Origin of the sequence: Pseudomonas sp. GM84, assembly GCF_000282535.1 — a bacterium.
Lineage (GTDB): Bacteria > Pseudomonadota > Gammaproteobacteria > Pseudomonadales > Pseudomonadaceae > Aquipseudomonas.
This window is the reverse complement of the sequence record NZ_AKJC01000095.1, coordinates 13,365-32,381: the sequence shown is the minus strand read 5'-3', so window position 1 is coordinate 32,381 and position 19,017 is coordinate 13,365. Positions and strand designations below refer to the sequence as shown.

The 19,017-nt window shown below is 64.4% G+C and carries 20 protein-coding genes and 1 tRNA gene; 12 read left to right on the top strand and 9 right to left on the bottom strand.

Features of this window, described 5'->3' with window-relative positions:
- Window positions 1-37: 37 nt before the first annotated feature.
- Window positions 38-793 (bottom strand): spermidine synthase, encoded by a 756-nt coding sequence (locus tag PMI38_RS08315; protein WP_008092686.1) that lies wholly within the window; start codon window positions 791-793, stop codon window positions 38-40.
- Between the two features lie 118 nt (window positions 794-911).
- Between PMI38_RS08315 and PMI38_RS08310 the strand changes: the two genes are divergently transcribed.
- Window positions 912-2,258 carry a class II 3-deoxy-7-phosphoheptulonate synthase gene (locus tag PMI38_RS08310; protein WP_008092685.1) on the top strand — a complete coding sequence of 449 codons (1,347 nt, stop codon included), beginning with the start codon at window positions 912-914 and terminating at the stop codon, window positions 2,256-2,258.
- On the opposite strand, the gene PMI38_RS08305 is transcribed toward PMI38_RS08310, so the two are convergent.
- Together PMI38_RS08305 and PMI38_RS08300 are read right to left on the bottom strand one after the other, a co-directional pair.
- On the bottom strand, window positions 2,239-3,459 hold the full coding sequence (locus tag PMI38_RS08305; protein WP_008092684.1) for a winged helix-turn-helix domain-containing protein: 1,221 nt from the start codon (window positions 3,457-3,459) through the stop codon (window positions 2,239-2,241). The genes PMI38_RS08310 and PMI38_RS08305 overlap by 20 nt on opposite strands.
- Window positions 3,460-3,605: 146 nt before the next feature.
- Window positions 3,606-3,824: a DUF1127 domain-containing protein gene (locus tag PMI38_RS08300; RefSeq protein WP_008092683.1), complete on the bottom strand. Its 219-nt coding sequence runs from the start codon at window positions 3,822-3,824 to the stop codon at window positions 3,606-3,608.
- A 96-nt stretch (window positions 3,825-3,920) separates the two neighbouring features.
- Here PMI38_RS08300 and PMI38_RS08295 point away from each other — a divergent pair, with 96 nt between their 5' ends.
- Window positions 3,921-4,772: a LysR substrate-binding domain-containing protein gene (locus PMI38_RS08295; RefSeq protein ID WP_008092682.1), complete on the top strand. Its 852-nt coding sequence runs from the start codon at window positions 3,921-3,923 to the stop codon at window positions 4,770-4,772.
- Window positions 4,773-4,897: 125 nt separating this feature from the next.
- Here the strand turns inward: PMI38_RS08295 and PMI38_RS08290 are convergent, their stop codons facing one another.
- On the bottom strand, window positions 4,898-5,647 hold the full coding sequence (locus tag PMI38_RS08290) for a sulfite exporter TauE/SafE family protein (RefSeq protein WP_008092681.1): 750 nt from the start codon (window positions 5,645-5,647) through the stop codon (window positions 4,898-4,900).
- 113 nt (window positions 5,648-5,760) lie between these two features.
- Here PMI38_RS08290 and PMI38_RS08285 point away from each other — a divergent pair, with 113 nt between their 5' ends.
- From PMI38_RS08285 to PMI38_RS08275, 3 genes are all read left to right on the top strand, one after another.
- Window positions 5,761-6,717 carry a LysR family transcriptional regulator gene (locus PMI38_RS08285; RefSeq protein ID WP_008092680.1) on the top strand — a complete coding sequence of 319 codons (957 nt, stop codon included), beginning with the start codon at window positions 5,761-5,763 and terminating at the stop codon, window positions 6,715-6,717.
- Window positions 6,718-6,772: 55 nt separating this feature from the next.
- The gene (locus tag PMI38_RS08280) at window positions 6,773-7,228 is read left to right on the top strand and encodes a MarR family winged helix-turn-helix transcriptional regulator (RefSeq protein ID WP_008092679.1); all 456 of its coding nucleotides are present in this window, start codon (window positions 6,773-6,775) and stop codon (window positions 7,226-7,228) included.
- Window positions 7,229-7,369: 141 nt separating this feature from the next.
- The gene (locus PMI38_RS08275; protein WP_008092677.1) at window positions 7,370-7,798 is read left to right on the top strand and encodes an organic hydroperoxide resistance protein; all 429 of its coding nucleotides are present in this window, start codon (window positions 7,370-7,372) and stop codon (window positions 7,796-7,798) included.
- Window positions 7,799-7,990: 192 nt separating this feature from the next.
- On the opposite strand, the gene efp is transcribed toward PMI38_RS08275, so the two are convergent.
- Entirely contained in the window at window positions 7,991-8,560 is a 570-nt protein-coding gene (gene efp / locus PMI38_RS08270; protein WP_008092676.1) for an elongation factor P, read from the bottom strand.
- 48 nt (window positions 8,561-8,608) lie between these two features.
- Window positions 8,609-9,742, bottom strand: coding sequence for an elongation factor P maturation arginine rhamnosyltransferase EarP (gene earP / locus PMI38_RS08265; protein ID WP_008092675.1), 1,134 nt, complete (start codon window positions 9,740-9,742; stop codon window positions 8,609-8,611).
- Window positions 9,743-9,875: 133 nt separating this feature from the next.
- On the opposite strand from earP, the gene PMI38_RS08260 reads away from it, so the two are divergent.
- Both PMI38_RS08260 and PMI38_RS08255 read left to right on the top strand, forming a co-directional pair.
- Complete coding sequence (locus PMI38_RS08260) at window positions 9,876-10,262, top strand: hypothetical protein (RefSeq protein WP_008092674.1); 387 nt, start codon at window positions 9,876-9,878, stop codon at window positions 10,260-10,262.
- Between the two features lie 2 nt (window positions 10,263-10,264).
- Window positions 10,265-10,735, top strand: a complete 471-nt coding sequence (locus PMI38_RS08255) for a GreA/GreB family elongation factor (protein WP_008092673.1) — start codon at window positions 10,265-10,267, stop codon at window positions 10,733-10,735.
- A 117-nt stretch (window positions 10,736-10,852) separates the two neighbouring features.
- Here PMI38_RS08255 and PMI38_RS08250 read toward each other — a convergent pair whose 3' ends face one another.
- Entirely contained in the window at window positions 10,853-11,791 is a 939-nt protein-coding gene (locus tag PMI38_RS08250) for a LysR family transcriptional regulator (RefSeq protein ID WP_008092671.1), read from the bottom strand.
- A gap of 117 nt (window positions 11,792-11,908) precedes the next feature.
- On the opposite strand from PMI38_RS08250, the gene PMI38_RS08245 reads away from it, so the two are divergent.
- Window positions 11,909-12,658: a 3-oxoacyl-ACP reductase family protein gene (locus tag PMI38_RS08245; RefSeq protein ID WP_008092669.1), complete on the top strand. Its 750-nt coding sequence runs from the start codon at window positions 11,909-11,911 to the stop codon at window positions 12,656-12,658.
- A gap of 54 nt (window positions 12,659-12,712) precedes the next feature.
- On the opposite strand, the gene PMI38_RS08240 is transcribed toward PMI38_RS08245, so the two are convergent.
- The gene (locus tag PMI38_RS08240; protein WP_008092666.1) at window positions 12,713-13,591 is read right to left on the bottom strand and encodes a LysR family transcriptional regulator; all 879 of its coding nucleotides are present in this window, start codon (window positions 13,589-13,591) and stop codon (window positions 12,713-12,715) included.
- 106 nt (window positions 13,592-13,697) lie between these two features.
- Here PMI38_RS08240 and PMI38_RS08235 point away from each other — a divergent pair, with 106 nt between their 5' ends.
- From PMI38_RS08235 to PMI38_RS08225, 3 genes are all read left to right on the top strand, one after another.
- Window positions 13,698-14,891, top strand: a complete 1,194-nt coding sequence (locus PMI38_RS08235; RefSeq protein ID WP_043273248.1) for an MFS transporter — start codon at window positions 13,698-13,700, stop codon at window positions 14,889-14,891.
- Between the two features lie 94 nt (window positions 14,892-14,985).
- Window positions 14,986-15,366: a hypothetical protein gene (locus PMI38_RS08230; RefSeq protein WP_008092661.1), complete on the top strand. Its 381-nt coding sequence runs from the start codon at window positions 14,986-14,988 to the stop codon at window positions 15,364-15,366.
- A gap of 89 nt (window positions 15,367-15,455) precedes the next feature.
- Window positions 15,456-17,594, top strand: coding sequence for a TonB-dependent siderophore receptor (locus PMI38_RS08225; protein ID WP_008092658.1), 2,139 nt, complete (start codon window positions 15,456-15,458; stop codon window positions 17,592-17,594).
- A 172-nt stretch (window positions 17,595-17,766) separates the two neighbouring features.
- On the opposite strand, the gene PMI38_RS08220 is transcribed toward PMI38_RS08225, so the two are convergent.
- Window positions 17,767-17,856 (bottom strand) — tRNA-Ser (locus PMI38_RS08220).
- A 290-nt stretch (window positions 17,857-18,146) separates the two neighbouring features.
- On the opposite strand from PMI38_RS08220, the gene PMI38_RS08215 reads away from it, so the two are divergent.
- Window positions 18,147-18,836 (top strand): crotonase/enoyl-CoA hydratase family protein, encoded by a 690-nt coding sequence (locus PMI38_RS08215; protein ID WP_008092656.1) that lies wholly within the window; start codon window positions 18,147-18,149, stop codon window positions 18,834-18,836.
- Window positions 18,837-19,017: the final 181 nt, after the last annotated feature.

Here is a 19,017-nt window from a genome sequence, read left to right as displayed (position 1 = left end):
TTGCCGGCGATAGGGCCACAAGCCACACAGCATATCTTCAGGTCGCCGGCCGAATCTCCCGGATCAACCCCTCAAGGCTATACCCCAACAGCGGCGCCAGCGCCTCGGCCCGCACCCGCACGCCCTCCAGGTCCAGTTCCTGATCCAGGTCCGCCGGCACCAGCAGGATCACATTGCCCTCCTTCACCGGCAGCTCCCAGTAATGCCGGTGGTACAACCCGCGCAGCAGCGCCGCGCCCAGGGGCCTGCCGTCATCGCTGGCCCACTGGTTGATCACCAGCCAACCGCCGGGATTGAGCTGCTTCTGGCAGTTTTCCAGAAAGGTCCAGGCCAGGTGCCCGACGCCCGGCCCGTGGTCGGTGTACAGGTCGACGAACAACAGGTCGGTCTTCTCCGCCGTGGGCAGCAGCTCCAGGGCATCGCCAATGCGCACGTACAGCCGCGGGTCGTCATCCAGGCCCAGGTATTCCATGGCCAGGCGCGGCACGTCCGCGCGCAGCTCGATCGCCTCGATGTCTTCCAGCGGCAGGAACTTCATGCAAGCCTGGGTCAGCGTACCGGCCCCCAAGCCAAGAAACAGCGCGCTCTCCGGCTGCGCATGGCACAACGCCCCGACCAGCATGGCGCGGGTGTAGTCGTACTCCAGCCAGCTGGGGTCGGCGGTAAACACGCAGCTCTGCTCGATGGCATCGCCGAACTCAAGGAAGCGGTAGTCGTCCACCTCGTACACGCTGATCACGCCAAAGGCATCCTCGACCCGGGCCAACAGCCGCTCTTCCCGCTCCGTCGCCATGTACCTGCCACCTGCCCGCGCAAAAACGCGCATTGTCCGCCAACACCCTCGATGCAACAAGCTCAGCGGCAACTGTTACCATGGCAGGCATGCCCAAACCGACAATACCGAGCCTGTGATGAACCGACCGTGGAGCCCTGACAGCTGGCGTGCCCTGCCGATCCAGCAGCAACCGACCTACCCCGATGCCGAGCACCTGCTCAAGGTCGAGCAGACCCTGGCCAGCTACCCGCCGCTGGTGTTCGCCGGGGAAGCGCGCGAGCTGCGCCGGCAGTTCGCCGAAGTCACCGAAGGCCGTGCCTTCCTGCTGCAAGGCGGCGACTGTGCAGAAAGCTTCGCCGAGTTCTCGGCAGCGAAGATCCGCGACACCTTCAAGGTGCTGCTGCAGATGGCCATTGTCATGACCTTTGCCGCGGGCTGCCCGGTGGTCAAGGTCGGGCGCATGGCCGGGCAGTTCGCCAAGCCGCGCTCCTCGGGCGACGAGACCATCGGCAACGTCACCCTGCCGGCCTACCGTGGCGATATCGTCAATGGCATCGGCTTCGACGAAAAAAGCCGCGTGCCGGACCCTGACCGCCTGCTGCAGGCCTACCACCAGGCCACTGCCAGCCTCAACCTGCTGCGCGCCTTCGCCCAGGGCGGTTTCGCCGACCTGCACCAGGTGCACAAGTGGAACCTCGACTTCATCGCCAACTCGGCGCTGGCCGACAAGTACCACCAACTGGCCATCCGCATCGACGAAACCCTGGCCTTCATGCGCGCCTGCGGCCTGGACAACGCCCCGCAACTGCGCGAAACCAGCTTCTTCACCGCCCACGAGGCGCTGCTGCTCAACTACGAAGAAGCCTTCGTGCGCCAGGACAGCCTGACCGGCGACTACTACGACTGCTCGGCGCACATGCTGTGGATCGGCGACCGCACCCGCCAGCTCGACGGCGCCCATGTCGAGTTCCTGCGCGGGGTGCACAACCCGATCGGGGTCAAGGTCGGCCCGAGCATGAACCCTGAAGAGCTGATCCGCCTGATCGACACCCTCAACCCGGACAACGACCCCGGCCGCCTCAACCTGATCGTGCGCATGGGCGCCGGCAAGGTCGGCGATCACCTGCCAGGGCTGATCCGCAGTGTCGAGCGCGAGGGACGCAAGGTGCTGTGGAGCTCCGACCCGATGCACGGCAACACCATCAAGGCCAGCAGCGGCTACAAGACCCGCGACTTCGCGCAGATCCTCGACGAAGTGAAGCAGTTCTTCCAGGTGCACCAGGCCGAGGGCAGCCATGCGGGCGGTATCCATATCGAAATGACCGGGCAGAACGTTACCGAGTGCATCGGTGGCGCCCGTCCGATCACCGAAGATGCGCTGTCAGACCGCTACCACACCCACTGCGACCCGCGCATGAACGCCGACCAGTCGCTGGAGCTGGCGTTCCTGATCGCCGAGACCCTCAAGCAAGTGCGGCGCTGAGCAACGCCCGGCGCAACTGGCTGCCCTCCTCGCGCGGGCAGTTCAGTTGCACCCGCTCAAGGCCCAGCCACCGGGCAAGGCGCAGCAACTGCGCCGCCAGCGTCTCGTACCCCACCTCGCCCAACCCGTCTGCCTCGGCATGCACGGCGTGCACCGCCAACTGCCCCAGCGCCCGCTCGGCGCGCAAATCCACACGTGCAGCGATGCGTTCATCGAACAGGAATGGCAGGACGTAGTAGCCATACACACGCTTGTGGGCGGGCGTGTAGATCTCCAACCGGTAGCGGAAATCGAACAGGCGCTCGGTGCGGTTGCGTTCCCAGACCAATGAATCGAACGGCGACAGCAAGGCGCTGGCCTCGATTCGCCGAGGGATGCGTGGCGTGCCTGCGCTATAGGCGGGTTGCTTCCAGCCCTGCACCTGGACCGCTTGCAGGCGGCCATCGGCGATGAGTTCGGCCAGCGCCGCCCTGCCCTGCGCGGGTTCCAGGCGGAAGTAGTCGCGCAGGTCGCGTTCGGTCGCCACGCCCAAGGCGGTGGCGGCGTGCAGCATCAGGCCTTGGTGTGCTTCGGCTTCGCCAGGCTGGGGCTGATCGAGGATGGCCCGTGGCAGCACGTTGTCCGGCACATCGTAGAGCCGCTCGAAGCCACGTCGCCCCGCCACTGTCACCTCGCCTGCGGCGAACAGCCATTCCAGCGCATGCTTCTCCTCGCTCCAGTCCCACCAGGGGCCGGCCCGTTCCTGGCGCGTCGACAGGCTGCCGGCGCCCAAGGCCCCTTGTTCGCGCACCGCCGCCAGCACCCGGGCGATCACGTCCTGGCGTTCGCGGCCGAATTGCGCAAGCTGGCGGTAGATGCCACGGCCGTCGGCAGCGTGGGCCATGCGCCAGCGCAGCATTGGGTAGAGACTCAGCGGCAGCAGCGAGGCCTCATGGCCCCAGTATTCGAACAGCTGGCGTTGGCGGCCGCGGCCCCAGGCGAGCTGGTCGAGCATGGCGGGAGCGTAGTCGCCCAGGCGGGAGAACAGCGGCAGGTAGTGGGAGCGGACCAGGGCGTTGACCGAGTCGATCTGCAGCACGCCCAGGCGTTGCAGCATGCGCTTGAGGGCAGGCAGCGTCGGGGGGGATGGAGGCTGCTTGCCGAAGCCTTGGGCGGATAGCGCCAGGCGACGGGCCTGGCGGGTGGACAACTCGAGAGGCAAGCCAGATCTCCTTGGGGTGAATGATCCATTGCATTCGCGGGGCAAGCCCGCTCCCACAGGTAATCCACTGTTCTCAAGGCAGTGGGGTATCTGTGGGAGCGGGCTTGTCCCGCGAAGAGGCCAGTGAGTACACAGACAAACTTAGCCTACTTGCGCAGCGGATCATCCCAGAAATGCCTATCGGCCTCTTGCTGAATATCCGCCCGGCTCAACCCCAGGTCGTGCAATGTCGCATCGCTCAGGCTGGCCAGCTCGCGGCGTTGACGGTACAGCTCGTACCAGCGCAGCGACCGCCCAAGGGCGACGTGCAAAAGATGGTTCAGGGAAAAGGCAGGATGCTGGATGCTGCTGACATGACCTTTCATCGTGAAGCCCTCCGTGTTGATGGCTCCAGTCTCACGCCAGGCTTAAGATCAATCCAACGAATGTTTCTGATGCCACCCATCTCGGAGATTGATGCAATGTCCCAGTACCAAAGCCTCGATGCCGACGTGCTGCGCACCTTCGTCGCCATCGCCGAGCAAGGCGGTTTCACCCGCGCCGGTGAAGTGGTCAACCGCACCCAGTCGGCTGTCAGCATGCAGATGAAGCGCCTGGAGGAAGACATCCTGCAGCGCCAGCTGTTCGAGCGCGACGGCCGCCAGGTGCGCCTGACCGCCGAAGGCCAGGTGCTGCTGGGCTATGCCCGGCGCATCCTCAAGCTGCATGGCGAAGTGTTCAATACCCTGCGCATGCCGCACATGGTCGGGATGGTGCGCATTGGTACACCCGACGACTACGCCATGCGCTTTCTGCCGAGCATCCTGTCCAGCTTTGCCAAGGCCTATCCGCTGGTACAGGTAGAAGTGCATTGCGATTCGTCGAAGCAGCTGATGTTGCGCCAGGACCTGGACCTGACCATCGTCACCCGCGAGCCGGGCAACGAGATAGGCCAGCTGCTGCGCCAGGAACGCCTGGTGTGGGCCGCTGCCGAAGGCTTCTGTCCGCAGGAACAACGGCCGATACCCCTGGCCCTGTTCAACACCGACTGCTTCTGCCGCGCCTGGACCTGCAATGCCCTGGAGGCCCAGGGCATCGAGTACCGCATCGCCTACACCAGCCCCAGCCTGGCGGCGATATTCGCCATCATCACCGCGGGGCTGGCGGTGACGGCGCAGTTGCAGAGCTTGATTGGCGGCAATATCCGCATCCTTGGCGAGCAGGATGGGTTGCCGCAGTTGCCGGTGGCCAATGTGATGCTGCTGCGCAATACGCAGACCCAATCGCCCATTACCGATTGCATGGCTGATTACATCGTCGAAGGGTTCCAGTGAAGCATGGGGGCGCTTCGCGCCCCAATCGCTGCGGTTCGTCGCCACGACAAGCCAGCTCCCACAGTGAGAGCACCGCTGTATCTGTAGGAGCTGGCTTGCCAGCGATTGGGCTGCGAAGCAGCCCCCTAGAGCTCAAACCCCAACATCACGGCACACACCACCAGAAACCCACAGAACATCCCCCGCAACACCTTCTCCGGCAGCGCATGCGCCAGCCGCACCCCCCAACTGATACTCAGCAGCCCCCCGACCGCCAACGGAATCCCCACACTCCAATCAACACTCTGGTGCACCCCATAGGTCAGCAACGTCACCGTGGTGCTCGGCGCCGCCAGCGCCAGCGACAGCCCCTGCGCCACCACCTGGGTCGTGCCGAATACGCTGGTCAGGATCGGCGTGGCCACCACCGCGCCGCCCACCCCGAACAAACCGCCCATGGCCCCGGCAAAGCTTCCCAACACCCCAAGCCAAGGCCAGGGATACCGCAACTCGGTGCTCGCCGGCGCCACCTTGAGAAACATCCGCGCCACGTTCCAGATCGCCAGCGCCACCAGGAAACCGACGAAGCCCAGGCGCATGGACTGGGCATCGATGCCCACCGCCCAGATCGAGCCCAACCAGGCGAACAGGAAGCTGCACAGCGCCAGCGGCAGCGCATGGCGCAGTTCGATGCGGTTGCGCTGGTGGTAGCGCCACAGCGCCAGCAGCACGTTCGGCACCACCATGACCAACGCCGTGCCCTGCGCCAACTGCTGGTCGAGCCCAAACAACACACCCAAGGCCGGGATCGCGATGAGCCCGCCGCCAATACCGAACAGCCCACCCAAGGTGCCCAGGCCAGCGCCCAAGGCGATATACAGCAACCACTCGATCATCAGGGCCTCATCCGCCTGCGTTGTTAATGCGAGCATGCTAACGATTGGGGGCTGGCACGGAAACGCACAGCCACGCACAATGGCTATGCGTTTTATGCAAAAGCGAAGTTGCCATGAACCCGGATACCCTGACCGACCAACTGAGCCTGTTCCTCGATGTACTGGAGGCCGGTAGTTTTTCTGCCGCCGCCCGTCGCCATCCGCTGACCCCGTCCGCCGTGGCGCGGCGCATCGACAACCTGGAAAACGCGGTCGGCAGCCGCCTGTTCACCCGCAGCACCCATGCGGTGCGCGCGACCCCCGCTGGCAAGGCCTTCGCCGAGCGCGCTCGGCGCATCATCGAGGAACTGCGCCTGGCCCGCGCCGAAGCGGTGTCACTGAGCAATGCCCCGGAAGGCCTGATTCGCATCGATGCGCCCGCCGCCTTCGGCCGCCGCCACCTGGCACCGGCCATCGCCGACTTCCTGGTGGCTTATCCGGGCCTGGACGTGCAACTGCGGTTGATCGACAGCTTCGTCGACCTGCATGGCAGCCACCTGGGCGAAGTCGACCTGGTGCTGCGCGCCGGCCCTCTGGCCGATACCCGACTGGTGGCCACACCGCTGGCGTACATGGTGCGCATCGCCTGCGCCAGCCCTGCCTACCTGGCCAGCCGCGGCATGCCCGATTGTCCGAGCGAACTGCCCGAGCACGACGGCCTGGACTGGGACGGCCTGGCACCGCCCTTCGCCTGGCGCTTCACGGTCGACGGCCAGCCGCGCCAGCTTCGCCCCTCGCGCATGCGCATGACCGCCAACAACGCCGAAACCTTGCTGTTCGGCGCCCTTGCCGGTCTGGGCATCGCCCACTTGCCGACCTGGCTGATCAGCGACTACCTGCTGCGCGGCGAACTGGTGCCGCTGTTCTGCCACAACGGCCTGCCCGCTGCGGAGACCAGCGGTATTTATGCGCTCCGTCTGGAACATGAAACGAACTCTCGCAGTCGCTTGCTGCTCGAATTCCTCAAGAGCCGCTTCAGTCCGATCCCTCCTTGGGACCTGGCCTTGCGCAGCGAACTACGCTGGCAATGAGCGCACTAACCATCAGCGTGCTAGATTTCTCTATCGATGACATTCAAGGACCTGCATGAACGCCGACACCCAAGCCTCTTGTGACGAGCTGCTGCTGGACAACCAGGTCTGTTTCGCCCTGCACTCCACCTCGTTGCTGATGACCAAGGTCTACAAGCCCCTGCTTCAGGCACTGGGCCTGACCTACCCGCAGTACCTGGCCATGCTCGTGCTGTGGGAGCAGGACGGCCGCACGGTGGGCGAAATCAGCCAGCACCTGCTGACCGACCCCGGTTCGCTCACGCCTCTGCTCAAGCGCCTGGAAAGCGAAGGCCTGCTCGAGCGCAACCGCAGTCGCGAGGACGAACGGGTGGTGCTGGTGCACTTGACCGACAAGGGGCGCGCCCTGCAACAGCAGGCAAAAGCGGTGCCACCGTGCATTCTCAAGGCCAGCGGACGCAGCCTTGAACGCCTGCAGCAGCTGCAGGCCGACCTGCTGGACCTGCGCGAAAACCTGCAAAAACACCTCTGAGGGCTAAGCTGTGAGATGCCCGTTCCGATGGACGGCGAGTATTTATCTTGCGCGCAAACTAATTGCGCGCTAAGTTAAATCCCGTACCCACCCGGCGCCTCTGCATCGACCAGAGCGCCCAGCACACTCGCGAGGTTCACCATGCAAAAGGTCACTCCCCTGTACATCGCAGAAGCCACCTCCACCGGCGGTCGCGACGGCAAATCCCGCTCCAGCGACGGCAAGCTGGAAGTCAAGCTGAGCACCCCCAAGGAACTGGGCGGCGCGGGCGGTGACGGCACCAACCCCGAGCAGATGTTCGCGGCCGGCTACTCGGCCTGCTTCATCGGCGCACTGAAGTTCGTCGCCGGTCAGGAGAAAAAACAGCTGCCCGCCGACGCATCGATCACCGCCAAGGTAGGCATTGGCCAGATCCCCGGTGGCTTCGGCCTGGATATCGACCTGAACATCAACCTGCCGGGGCTGGCCCAGGCCGAGGCAGAAAGTCTGGTGGAGAAAGCGCACCAGGTTTGCCCGTACTCCAACGCTACCCGCGGCAATGTGGATGTGCGGTTGAACGTAACAGTCTGAAGCCCCTGACTTTCCCTGTAGGAGCCGGCTTGCCGGCGATGAGGCCGGGGCAGGCAACTTGAATTGCCTGTCAGGGCCCTATCGCTGGCAAGCCAGCTCCTACAGGGATCGCGCAAGATTTCGGATTGTGAAATTGCAGGCACAAAAAAACCCGGCCAAGGCCGGGTTCTTTTGTGCTCATCACAAGAAGAATTACTTCTTGGAACGGCCCTTGAAGCTGTTGTCGCGAGTGTCGATGTCGATCCACTCGTCGATCTGGATGAAGTCGGCAACCTGGATCTCGGTGCCGTTCTTCAGTTTGGCAGGCTTCATGACCTTGCCGGAGGTGTCGCCGCGAGCAGCGTTCTCGGTGTAGACAACCTGACGGCTGATGGTGGTCGGCAGTTCAACCGATACCAGGCGGCCTTCGAAGAAGACGGCTTCACAGATATCTTCCATGCCTTCTTCGATGTACGGCAGAACGGCGTCGATGTCTTCGGCGTTCAGTTCGTACATGGTGTAGTCGGAGGTGTCCATGAAGGTGTACGAGTCACCGCTGATGAACGACAGGGTCGCTTCTTTGCGATCCAGGATCACGTCGTCCAGCTTGTCGTCCGCACCGTAGACGGTTTCGGTCTTGTAGCCGGTCAGCAGGTTCTTCAGCTTGGTCTTCATGATCGCGCTGTTGCGACCCGACTTGGTGAATTCGGCTTTCTGGACCAGCCACGGGTCGTTGTCGATCCGCAGTACGGTACCGGGTTTCAGTTCTTTACCAGTTTTCATTACGAAGTATCCGAATCTGGATGGATTTATAAAAATCGAGGCCGCGTATCATAGCGAATTTCGGTAAAACTGTACTAGCGCCTTGGCGAGGTCCGGCCGAGCGGCCTGCCGGGCCGCCCAGTCATGGGCATGCTGCTGCAGTTCCGCCCAGTGTTTGCGGGCTCCTTGCCAGGCCTGGCCCATGTCGTTGCCCATGTTCCACGCACGCCACAATGCCATCAGCGCCTGCGCGGCATCGTCCGACAAGCCCTGGCGATAATGGCCAAGGAACGCGTCGAGCTTTTCCCAATGGGCATTTTCCTCCTGCACATAGATGTGCCAGAGCATGGGCCGCCCGGCCCACTGCGCGCGCACGAACGAGTCTTCGCCGCGCACCGCATTGAAGTCGCAGCACCAGAGCAGGCGGTCGTAGTCGTCCTGGCTGACGAACGGCAGGATCTGCACGGTCAGCGCGCCGCGCTGGTGCAGGTCGCCCACCTTCAACCCAGGCTCGCCGAGCCACTTGCCAAGGTCGTCAAGGATACGCCCGCGCGGCACCAGCAGGTGCGTGGCGCAGGTGTCCGTGGCCAGCGCATCGAGCCAGGCGCCCAGGTGCGGGTTTTCGTAGGCGAACAGCGAAATCAGTTGCGCCTCGTCCTGCACCTGTACGCCCAGCCCCTGCAAGAATGCCGTGCGCGCCTGGGCAGACTGCTGCAACGCGTCCCGCCGCGCCAGCAACGAGGCCTCACGCAGCAGCCCACCGGTCTTGTCGGTGAAACCAGGAAAGAAAAACACCTTGCGCAGGCCATTGGGCTGGGGCGACGGCAGGCCATGGCAACCTTCGACCCAGTCCTCGGCGCTGAGGTAATCGAGGTTCAGCCACAACGGCGGCGTGGCCAGGGCGCGCATCGCGTCGATGTATTGCGCCGGTAACTGGCAGGCAAAGGCACCGATGACCACCTCGGCCGGCTGCACAGGCTGCCACGCGGCCGGCCATGCGCGCACGTCGACCCCCTCCTGCCATTGCTGCGCCGCCGCGGCGTCAGCGCCCGGGCACATCGGCACGAAGGCGTTCAGGTCGTCCACCCACAAGCGCACCGCCAGATCGTGCTCGGCCACCAGTTGCCGCGCCAGGCGCCAGGTCACACCGATATCGCCATAGTTGTCGACGACGGTGCAGAAAATGTCCCAGGTGACCTTCATGTGCCCATCCCACTGCCTGCGCCAAAACCGCGAATTCTGCGGCCAAATTGTCGCCGACAAAAGTACCGGCACTGAAATTCCGCCCGATGCCATGCGACAATGGCCCCTCGACCCGCCCTGCCAGGAGGCCGCCATGCCCCGCCATCGTGAACTGAAGATCACCCTCAAGCCACTGCAGCTTATCCTCTGCGTGGCGTTCGGCCTGTGGCTGGGGGCCGTGGCCATCGCCTTGAGCCTGTGGCTGGCCGTGCAGCAGTGGCCCGAGCAGGTGCAACCGCTGGCCCAGGCTGTCACCCCGGCCGTTGCGCGGCCCGCGCCCGCGCAACCTGCGGATGCGCAAGCCCAGATGTTCGATCGCTACAAGGACATCCTGCACAAGCAGGAGCTGCAGCAGGCCGCCGAGGCCGCTCAGGGCAACCCACGCAACCTGAACAGCCCCAAGTGCCAGTTCTGGCTGTCGCAGAACCGCACTGCACCGACCGACAAGAGCCAGGCCAACGTGCTGGAGTTCTGTTACTGATCATGGACAAGACCACCCTGCTCACCCGCATCAATGCCGCGCTGGAAGCGGATATGGAAGTCTTGCGCCGCGCCGCCCAGACTGCCTACGAAGCCGCCACCGCCAAAGAGAACGTCGCCGAGAACAAGTACGACACCCTGGGCCTGGAGGCGTCGTACCTGGCCACCGGGCAGGCCCGGCGCACGGCCGAGATTCGCCAGGCGTTGCTGACCTACCAGCAGTTGCTGTTGCGTGACTATGACCCGACGCGCGGTGTGCAGGTGAGCAACCTGGTGACGCTGGAGGATGAGGATGGCGCGCAGCGGTTGCTGTTCCTCGGGCCGGAGGCGGCCGGGTTGAAGATTGGCGAGGGCGCGGAACTGGTGACCGTCATCACCCCGCGCTCGCCGTTGGGGCAATTGCTGGTAGGCAAGAGGATCGATGATGAGGTGAGCCTGGGTACGCAGGTTTTCTTCGTCACTGAAGTTGTCTGAACCGGCCTCTTCGCGGGACAAGCCCGCACCCACAGATCCTTCACTGAATTCCGATACAGTGGTGAATCTGTGGGAGCGGGCTTGTCCCGCGAAGAGGCCGGACCAGCCAAAAGAACTCTAAGCCGGCGCCAACGCATCAAACCGCCCGGCCAACCCCCGCTCGGCAAACTGCTCCACCACAAAGTCGATGAACGCCCGGGTCTTCCCCGGCAACAGCTTGTGCCCGGCGTAGTACAGGCTGATATGCCCATCGTCCACATACCAGTCCGGCAACACCCGCTGCAGCGCCCCGCTGTCCAGGTAAGGCACGGCAAACGGCAAGCTGACCAGGGCGATGCCCAAGCCCTGCACGGCCACCGCGCAAGCCGCATCCGAATCGCTCATGGTCATCGCCTGGCGCAACAGCAATGGCTGCTGCTCCTGCCCGCGACTGGTCAGCGGCCACGAGCGCACACGCCCGGTTTGCGGTGAGCGGATCAAAATCCCGTCATGGCGCTGCAGCATCTGCGGATCTTCGATCGGCGCGTGCCGCTCCAAGTACCCAGCCGACGCCACCAAAACCCGGTGTGCCACCGTCAGCTTGCGCGCCACCACCCCGGGCGGCAGCTCGAAACCACCGCCAATGGCGGCATCGAAACCCTGGCCGATCAGGTCGACCTGGCGGTTGTCGAAATGCCAGTCCGGCGTGATCGCCGGGTAACGGCGCAGGAACTCGCCGAGCAGCGGCAGCACATAAAGCCGGCCGAACACCGTGCCCATGCTCACCCGCAACAGCCCCGCCGGCTGGCCTTCGGCACTGGCCAGGTTGGCGACCGCGTACTGGATGGTACGGAAACTGTCACTCACTTCACCGAGAAAACGCTGCCCCGCTTCGGTCAGGGTCAGCTTGCGCGTACTACGCTGGAACAGCCGCACCCCAAGGCGCGCTTCCAGCTGGGCGACATGCTTGCCCACTGCCGCCGGGGTCAGGCTCAGGCGCCTGGCCGCCTCGGCGAAACTGCCGACCTCGGCGCTGCGGATGAAACACTCGAGGGCGCTGAAGGATTCTGTGGCCATGATTACCAACCAAAGGTTCACTCTGCTGATAGTGATTGAGATCTTATCAGTTGCTAATCAACAGTCGATACTGCGCCCATCCAAGGCATTCGGCCTTGCTTCCAGCAGGAGATCAGCATGTCCAAGCAACTTACACTCGAAGGCAAAGTGGCCCTGGTCCAGGGCGGTTCGCGTGGTATTGGCGCCGCCATCGTTCGCCGCCTGGCCCGTGAAGGCGCACAGGTAGCCTTCACCTATGTCAGCTCCGAAGGCCCGGCCCAGGCCCTGGCCGAGGAAGTCCAGGCAGCCGGCGGCAAGGCCCTCGCCCTGCGCGCCGACAGTGCCGATGCCGCCGCCGTGCAGCTGGCGGTGGACGACACCGTCAAAGCCTTCGGCCGCCTCGACATCCTGGTCAACAACGCCGGCGTACTGGCGGTAGCACCGCTGGCCGAATTCGACCTGGCGGACTTCGACCGCACCCTGGCGATCAACGTGCGCAGCGTGTTCGTGGCCAGCCAGGCCGCCGCTCGTTACATGGGCCAGGGCGGGCGCATCATCAATATCGGCAGCACCAATGCCGAGCGCATGCCGTTTGCGGGCGGGGCACCGTACGCCATGAGCAAGTCGGCGCTGGTCGGCCTCACCAAAGGCATGGCACGTGACCTGGGGCCGCAGGGGATTACCGTGAACAATGTGCAACCGGGGCCGGTGGACACCGACATGAACCCGGCCAGTGGCGAATTCGCCGAGAGCCTGATCCCGCTGATGGCGATCGGGCGCTACGGGCAGGCGGACGAGATTGCCAGCTTCGTCGCCTACCTGGCAGGGCCAGAAGCCGGGTACATCACCGGGGCCAGCCTGACCGCCGACGGTGGCTTCGCAGCGTGATCGAATGGGTTGCCGCTACAGCCCTACGCAAAGGCTAGTAGCGGCATCCCCCTTTCAGCCTGCCATCAGGTGCTGCTCCAGCATCTCCAGAAACGCCCGCGCCGCGGGTGTAGGGCTGTTCGACCACACCGCATACAAATGCCGCACCGGCGCATCGGCCAGCCGCGCGACCGCTACCCCCTGGGTGCCCTGCGCAACCCGCTCGGGCACCAGCCCGACGGCCATGCCACGCTGCACGAACTTCTCTACCAGACGCATATGCCCGATCTCGAACTGCACCCGCCGCACCAGCCCCGCCGCCTGAAAGGCTTCATCGGTCTGCCGCCGCGCCCCCGTACCCTCCGGAAAGTCCACCAGCACTTCGTCGGCCAGATCGGCCAGCGCCAGCTGCGCCCTGCCCGCCAGGCGATGGCCCAGCGGCAGCAACGCCACCAATTCTTCCCGCGCCAGCAGACGGTGCTGTACGCCCTGCAGCACTTCGCCCTGCCACAAGCCGATAAAGCCCACATCCAGGCGCCGCTCACACACGTCGGCCACCAGCCACTCGCTCTTGGCGGTGAGCCAACGCACGTCCACATCCGGGTAGCGGTCGTGGAATACCGCAAGCAGCTCGACCAGGTCCAGCGCAGTGAGCGAACTGATCTCGCCAATCGACAGCCGCCCACGTACCTGGCCGCAGGCGGCGGCCACGTCATCGGCAATCCGCCCTGCGGCCTCGACGGCAGGGCGGGCGCTCAGCACGAAGGCTTCGCCAGCTGGCGTCAGGCGCACCCGGCGCGAACTACGCTCGAACAGGCTGACACCCAACCGCGCCTCCAGACGCGCCACCTGGTGGCTGAGTGCCGACTGCACCACATGGCAGCGTTCGGCCGCGCGGGTGAAGCTGCCGGTGTCGGCCACGGCCAAGGCATATTCGAGCTGCTTGAGGTTCATTGATCTATCTGCTTTCGAGATGGATAAGCTGAAAACTATACATTGGTGTCATGCCCTATCGTTCCAGATACTGATTGCCACCCCCACTGCCCGCAACGAGATTGCCATGAACGCCCCGACCTTAAGTCGTGCCCTGATCCTGCTGATGGCTACCGCCACCGGCCTGGCCGTGGCCAGCAACTACTACGCCCAACCGCTGCTGCACAGCATCGCCGAGCAGTTTGGCCTGAGCACCGCCAGCGCCGGCAGCATCATCATTGCCGCCCAGCTCAGCTACGGCGCCGGCCTTTTGTTACTGGCCCCCCTGGGTGACCTGTTCGAGCAACGCCGACTGATCGTGGTGATGACCACGATCTCCACGCTGGGCCTGGTCATCAGCGCCTGCGCACCCAGCCTGCCCTGGTTGCTGCTTGGCACGGTGCTCACCGGCCTGTTCTCGGTAGTGGCGCAAATCCTTGTGCCCCTCGCCGCGACCTTGAGCGCACCCGAGCAACGCGGCCGTGCGGTGGGCACGCTGATGAGCGGCCTGCTGCTGGGCATTTTGCTGGCTCGAACCGCCGCAGGCTTCATGGCCGAACTGGGCGGCTGGCGCAGCATCTATGTGCTGGCCGCCGCGCTCATGGCAGTGACCGCCATCGCCCTGTACCGCAGCCTGCCGCAACACAACAGCCATGCCGGACTGAAATACCCCGCGCTGATCGGCTCGGTGTTTCGCTTGTTCGCGCAAGAGACGGTGCTGCGCCTGCGTTCGCTGCTGGGCCTGCTGGCGTTCAGCCTGTTTGCCTTGTTCTGGACGCCCCTGGCATTTCTCCTGGCCAGCGAGCCCTACCACTATTCCGATGCGGTGATCGGCCTGTTCGGCCTGGCCGGTGCGGCGGGTGCGCTGTCGGCCAACTGGGCCGGGCGCCTGGCAGACCGCGGCAAGGGCTCACTGGGCACTACCGTGGGCCTGGTGGCCTTGTTGCTGGCATGGGTACCGTTGGGCTTTGCTCAGCAGTCGCTGGCGGCCTTGCTGCTGGGCGTGCTGGTGCTGGACCTGGCCGTGCAACTGGTGCACGTGAGCAACCAGAATGCCGTGATCGCGCTGCGACCTGAAGCACGCACACGCCTCAATGCCGGCTACATCACCTGTTATTTCATCGGCGGCGCGCTAGGCTCGTTGCTGGGTACGCAATTGTTCCAGCATCAGGGCTGGATGGGCATCGTGGTCGCCGGATTGTCGATCGGGGCTTTGGCACTGGTGGTGTGGGCTTGCGCCGAGCGCAAGCGCCAACGCGCCATGCAGGCTCCCGCGACATAGCACCGCTACCCTCCGTCGCCTGCTCGTTGACTTGCCTGCCCCGGCGGCGCTCAGTAGGCGCTGGTCAAAGCCCTATCACTGACAGGACGACTCAATGACAAGACTCACGGTGCAATCCGGCGATTTCTTGCAAGGTGAAGGTGAATTTCGCAACGGATCGCTCACACTCAAAACCCCGCGCAGCCCCTCGCCTGGCGAGCGGATCTCCCTGGCCCGCATCAGCGAGCTGCGCCTTGCCAGCCTGGAATTCAACCGCAGCCTGGGTACTGCCATCGGCTGGGGCGTTGCCGGCGCCCTGGTGGCCGGCCCAGTGGGCTTGCTGGCCGGGCTCTGGCTGGGCGGCAAAGAAGAAGAAGCCACCTTCCTTGCCACCTTCAAGGATGGTCGCAAGTTGATGGCGATCACCGACGGCAAGACCTGGTCGAAGATCGACGACAGCTGGCGTCAGCACCAGCGGGCCGCCAACTCGGACTGAGGCGCTTCGGGTAACATGGCGACCTTTTGACCGCACCGCGCCTTTCCTGGGAAGGCGCGATGCGGTTTTCGCCATTCAAGGACCCGGTAATGCCCCTGCCTCACCCTCGCCTGCCCCTGAGCCTGCTCAGCCTGGGCCTGGCCTTGCACTGCCCCAATGGAATGGCCGAGGACAGTATCGTGCTGGCCCCACTGCAGGTTTCCGACACCTACGGCGACGAGAGCTACCAGGCGCGTGAAGCCTCGGTGGGCGGGTTCCAGCCCACGCCGCTGCTCGATACGCCCGCGGCGGTCAGCGTGTTCAACCGGCAGCTGATCGAAGACCGCCAGGTGCGCCTGCTCAGCGAAGTCCTGCACAGCGACGCCTCGGTCGGCGAAAGCTACGCGCCCATCGGCTATTACGAGAATTTCAACGTTCGCGGCTTCGAGCTCAATGCCGCCAGCAGCTACCGCATCAATGGCCAGACCATCGCCGGCGAGCAGAACGTAGCGCTGGAAAACAAGCAGCAGGTCGAATTGCTCAAAGGCTTGTCCGGGCTGCAAAGCGGTGTGTCGGAGCCCGGCGGGCTGATCAACTACGTGACCAAGCGCGCCGAGGATGTGCACAGCGTGACGGTCTCGACCAACGAGCAGGGTGAACGCTACCTGGCCACCGACCTCGGCGGCTGGTTCGGCAGCGAGCGCCAGTTCGGTCTGCGCGCCAACCTGGCCCACGAGGACATCCGCTCCTATGTGGACCATGCCGATGGCAAGCGCGACTTCGCCTCACTGGCGTTCGACTGGCAGATCAGCCCCGCGGCCACCCTGCAGCTGGATGCCGAGTACCAGCACCGCGAGCAGCGCTCGGTGCCCGGTTATCAGCTTCTCGGCGGTACCGAGGTGCCCCACGGCATCGACCCCGATGACCGCCTGGCCTATCAGCACTGGGCCAAACCTGTGCAAAACGACTCGCTGAACCTGGGCGGGCGCTTCGAATATCGATTCAGCGATGCCTGGAGCGGCACCCTCAGTGCTTCTCGCAGCAAAGTGGTCATCGATGACTACAGCGCCTTTGCCTGGGGCAGCGAAGGCGGCTGGCAGTCGCACTTCAGCCCGGAGGGCGACTACGACATCTACGATTTCCGCAGCCCCGACGACACGCGCCGTACCGATGAAGTCCAGGCCATGCTCAACGGCCGCTTCGACGCATTCGGCGTCGGCCATGAGCTGACCGTCGGCAGCAGCGCGCAACGCCGCACCCTCGACCAGCGCCCCTATTACAACGAGCTGGTCGGCAGCGGCAATATCTACACCGGCGCACCGGCCGTGCCGCCTTCGGACAAGCCGATCGGCGCTAGCGAACGCCGCCTCGACAGCCGCCAGTACGGGCTGTTCGTCAGCGACCGTATTACGTTCAGCGAACACTGGCAGGCCGTGCTCGGCGCCCGTGAAGTGCGCCTGGACGAACAGACCTGGGACGAAAACGGTGTCGCCGGGCGCCATACCCAGCAGTACCAGCTGCTACCCAATGCCGCGCTCATCTATAAGCCGCGCCCCGACACCACCCTGTACGCCAGTTATGCCAAAGGGTTGTCGGCAGGCGGCACGGCGCCGTGGTATGCCAGCAACGCCGCTGAAATTCTCGCCCCCACCCTTTCCCACCAACTGGAGCTCGGCATCAAGCGCGATTGGCAAGGCATGAGTTTCAGCGCGGCCCTGTTCCAGATCCGTCAGGCGTACCAGTACGCGCGACCGGAAGGAGATGGCAGCTTCACCTACGTGCAGGAGGGGCAGCAGAAAAACATTGGCCTGGAACTGGGCGCCAGCGGCTGGGTGACTTCGAACCTGCAGGTGCAGGCCAGCGCCGCGGCGATCCGCGCGCGAGTCGAAAACAGCGGCACCGATGCCTACGAGGGCCATCAGGCGATCAACGTGCCGAACCTGCGTGCCGCCGTGCAGGCCGACTACAGCCTGCCGGTGCCGGGCCTTGCGTTGCTCGGCGGCGCCCGCTACAGCGCCAGCAAGTATGCGAGCCAGGCGGGTAATGTCGAGGTGGGCGGTTATACCGTGTTCGATGTCGGTAGCCGCTATCGCACACGTATCGGGGGGTATGACACGGTGCTGCGGCTGACGGTGGATAACCTGTTCGACAAGCGCTATTGGCGGGATGTGGGGGATTACCTGGGCGACAACTATCTGTTCCAGGGGGCGCCGCGTACGGCTCGGCTGTCAGCTTCGGTCGACTTCTGAGGGGGATTGTGGGAGCGGGCTTGTCCCGCGAAAAGGCCGGCCCAGGCAATGCAGATGCATGGCCAGGGCTTCGCCCTGGTTCGCGGGACAAGCCCGCTCCCACAGGCGGCGCAGCAGCCCCAGAATGCAAAAAGCCCCCGAACTTTTCAGCTCGGGGGCTCTTCGCAGAATGTGGCGGTGAAGAAGGGATTTGAACCCTTGATACGATTTCTCGTATACACACTTTCCAGGCGTGCTCCTTCGACCACTCGGACACTTCACCGTTTTCCCTTCAAGGCTTTCACCCTGTCGAGGCGCGCTAATTTAGTGGAAGAGCTTTTCTTTGGCAAGCATTTTTTTCAAATTTTTCATGCATTTAAGCCAACCCACTGAAAAACCGAGGTCGCCAGGGCAATGCTGCCAAATTCGCCTGCGCTTTTACTGGTCGTCAACACACTGCCCCGGCGCGGCAAGGCGTGGAGCCTGCGCGCTGACTGGCTGGTCAGCCTTGCTGCTTTACCTGGCCCGCGCCGCTGGGTAACGTCGTCGCCACGCCACTTAAAGGACTCTGTCATGAGCGAGCTGATTACCTACCACGCCGAAGACGGCATCGCGACCCTGACCCTGAACAACGGCAAGGTCAACGCCATCTCCCCGGATGTCATCGCTGCCTTCAATGCCGCCCTCGACCGCGCCACCCAGGAGCGGGCCGTGGTGATCATCACCGGCCAGCCGGGCATCCTGTCCGGCGGCTACGACCTCAAGGTGATGACTTCAGGCCCCCAGCAAGCAGTCAGTCTGGTCACCGCCGGCTCCACCCTGGCCCGGCGCCTGCTGTCGCACCCGTTCCCGGTGATCGTTGCCTGCCCTGGCCACGCGGTCGCCAAGGGTGCCTTCCTGCTGCTGTCGGCCGACTACCGGATCGGTGTCGAAGGCCCGTACAAGATTGGCCTGAACGAAGTGCAGATCGGCATGACCATGCACCACGCGGGCATCGAGCTGGCGCGCGACCGCCTGGGCCGTGCGGCTTTCCACCGCTCGGTGATCAATGCCGAGATGTTCGAGCCCAAGGACGCGCTGGATGCCGGCTTCCTCGACAAGGTGGTGCCGGCCGAGCAACTGCACGAAACCGCCCTGGCCGTGGCGCGCGAGCTGAAAAAGCTCAACATGCTGGCGCACAAGAACACCAAGCTGAAGGTGCGCAAAGGGCTGCTCGATGCGCTGGATGAAGCGATCGGGCTGGACCAGGGGCATATGGGCTGACCCTACCGGCCTCTTCGCGGGACAAGCCCGCTCCCACAGTTGTTCCACTGCTTTCAGATTCGGTGGGGCACCTGTGGGAGCGGGCTTGTCCCGCGAAGAGGCCAGTGCAGACACATCCTGGATGTTTGCCCCCGCCAGTGCACATCCGTACACTGCGCCGCGACTTCTGGTGTGAGTTGTA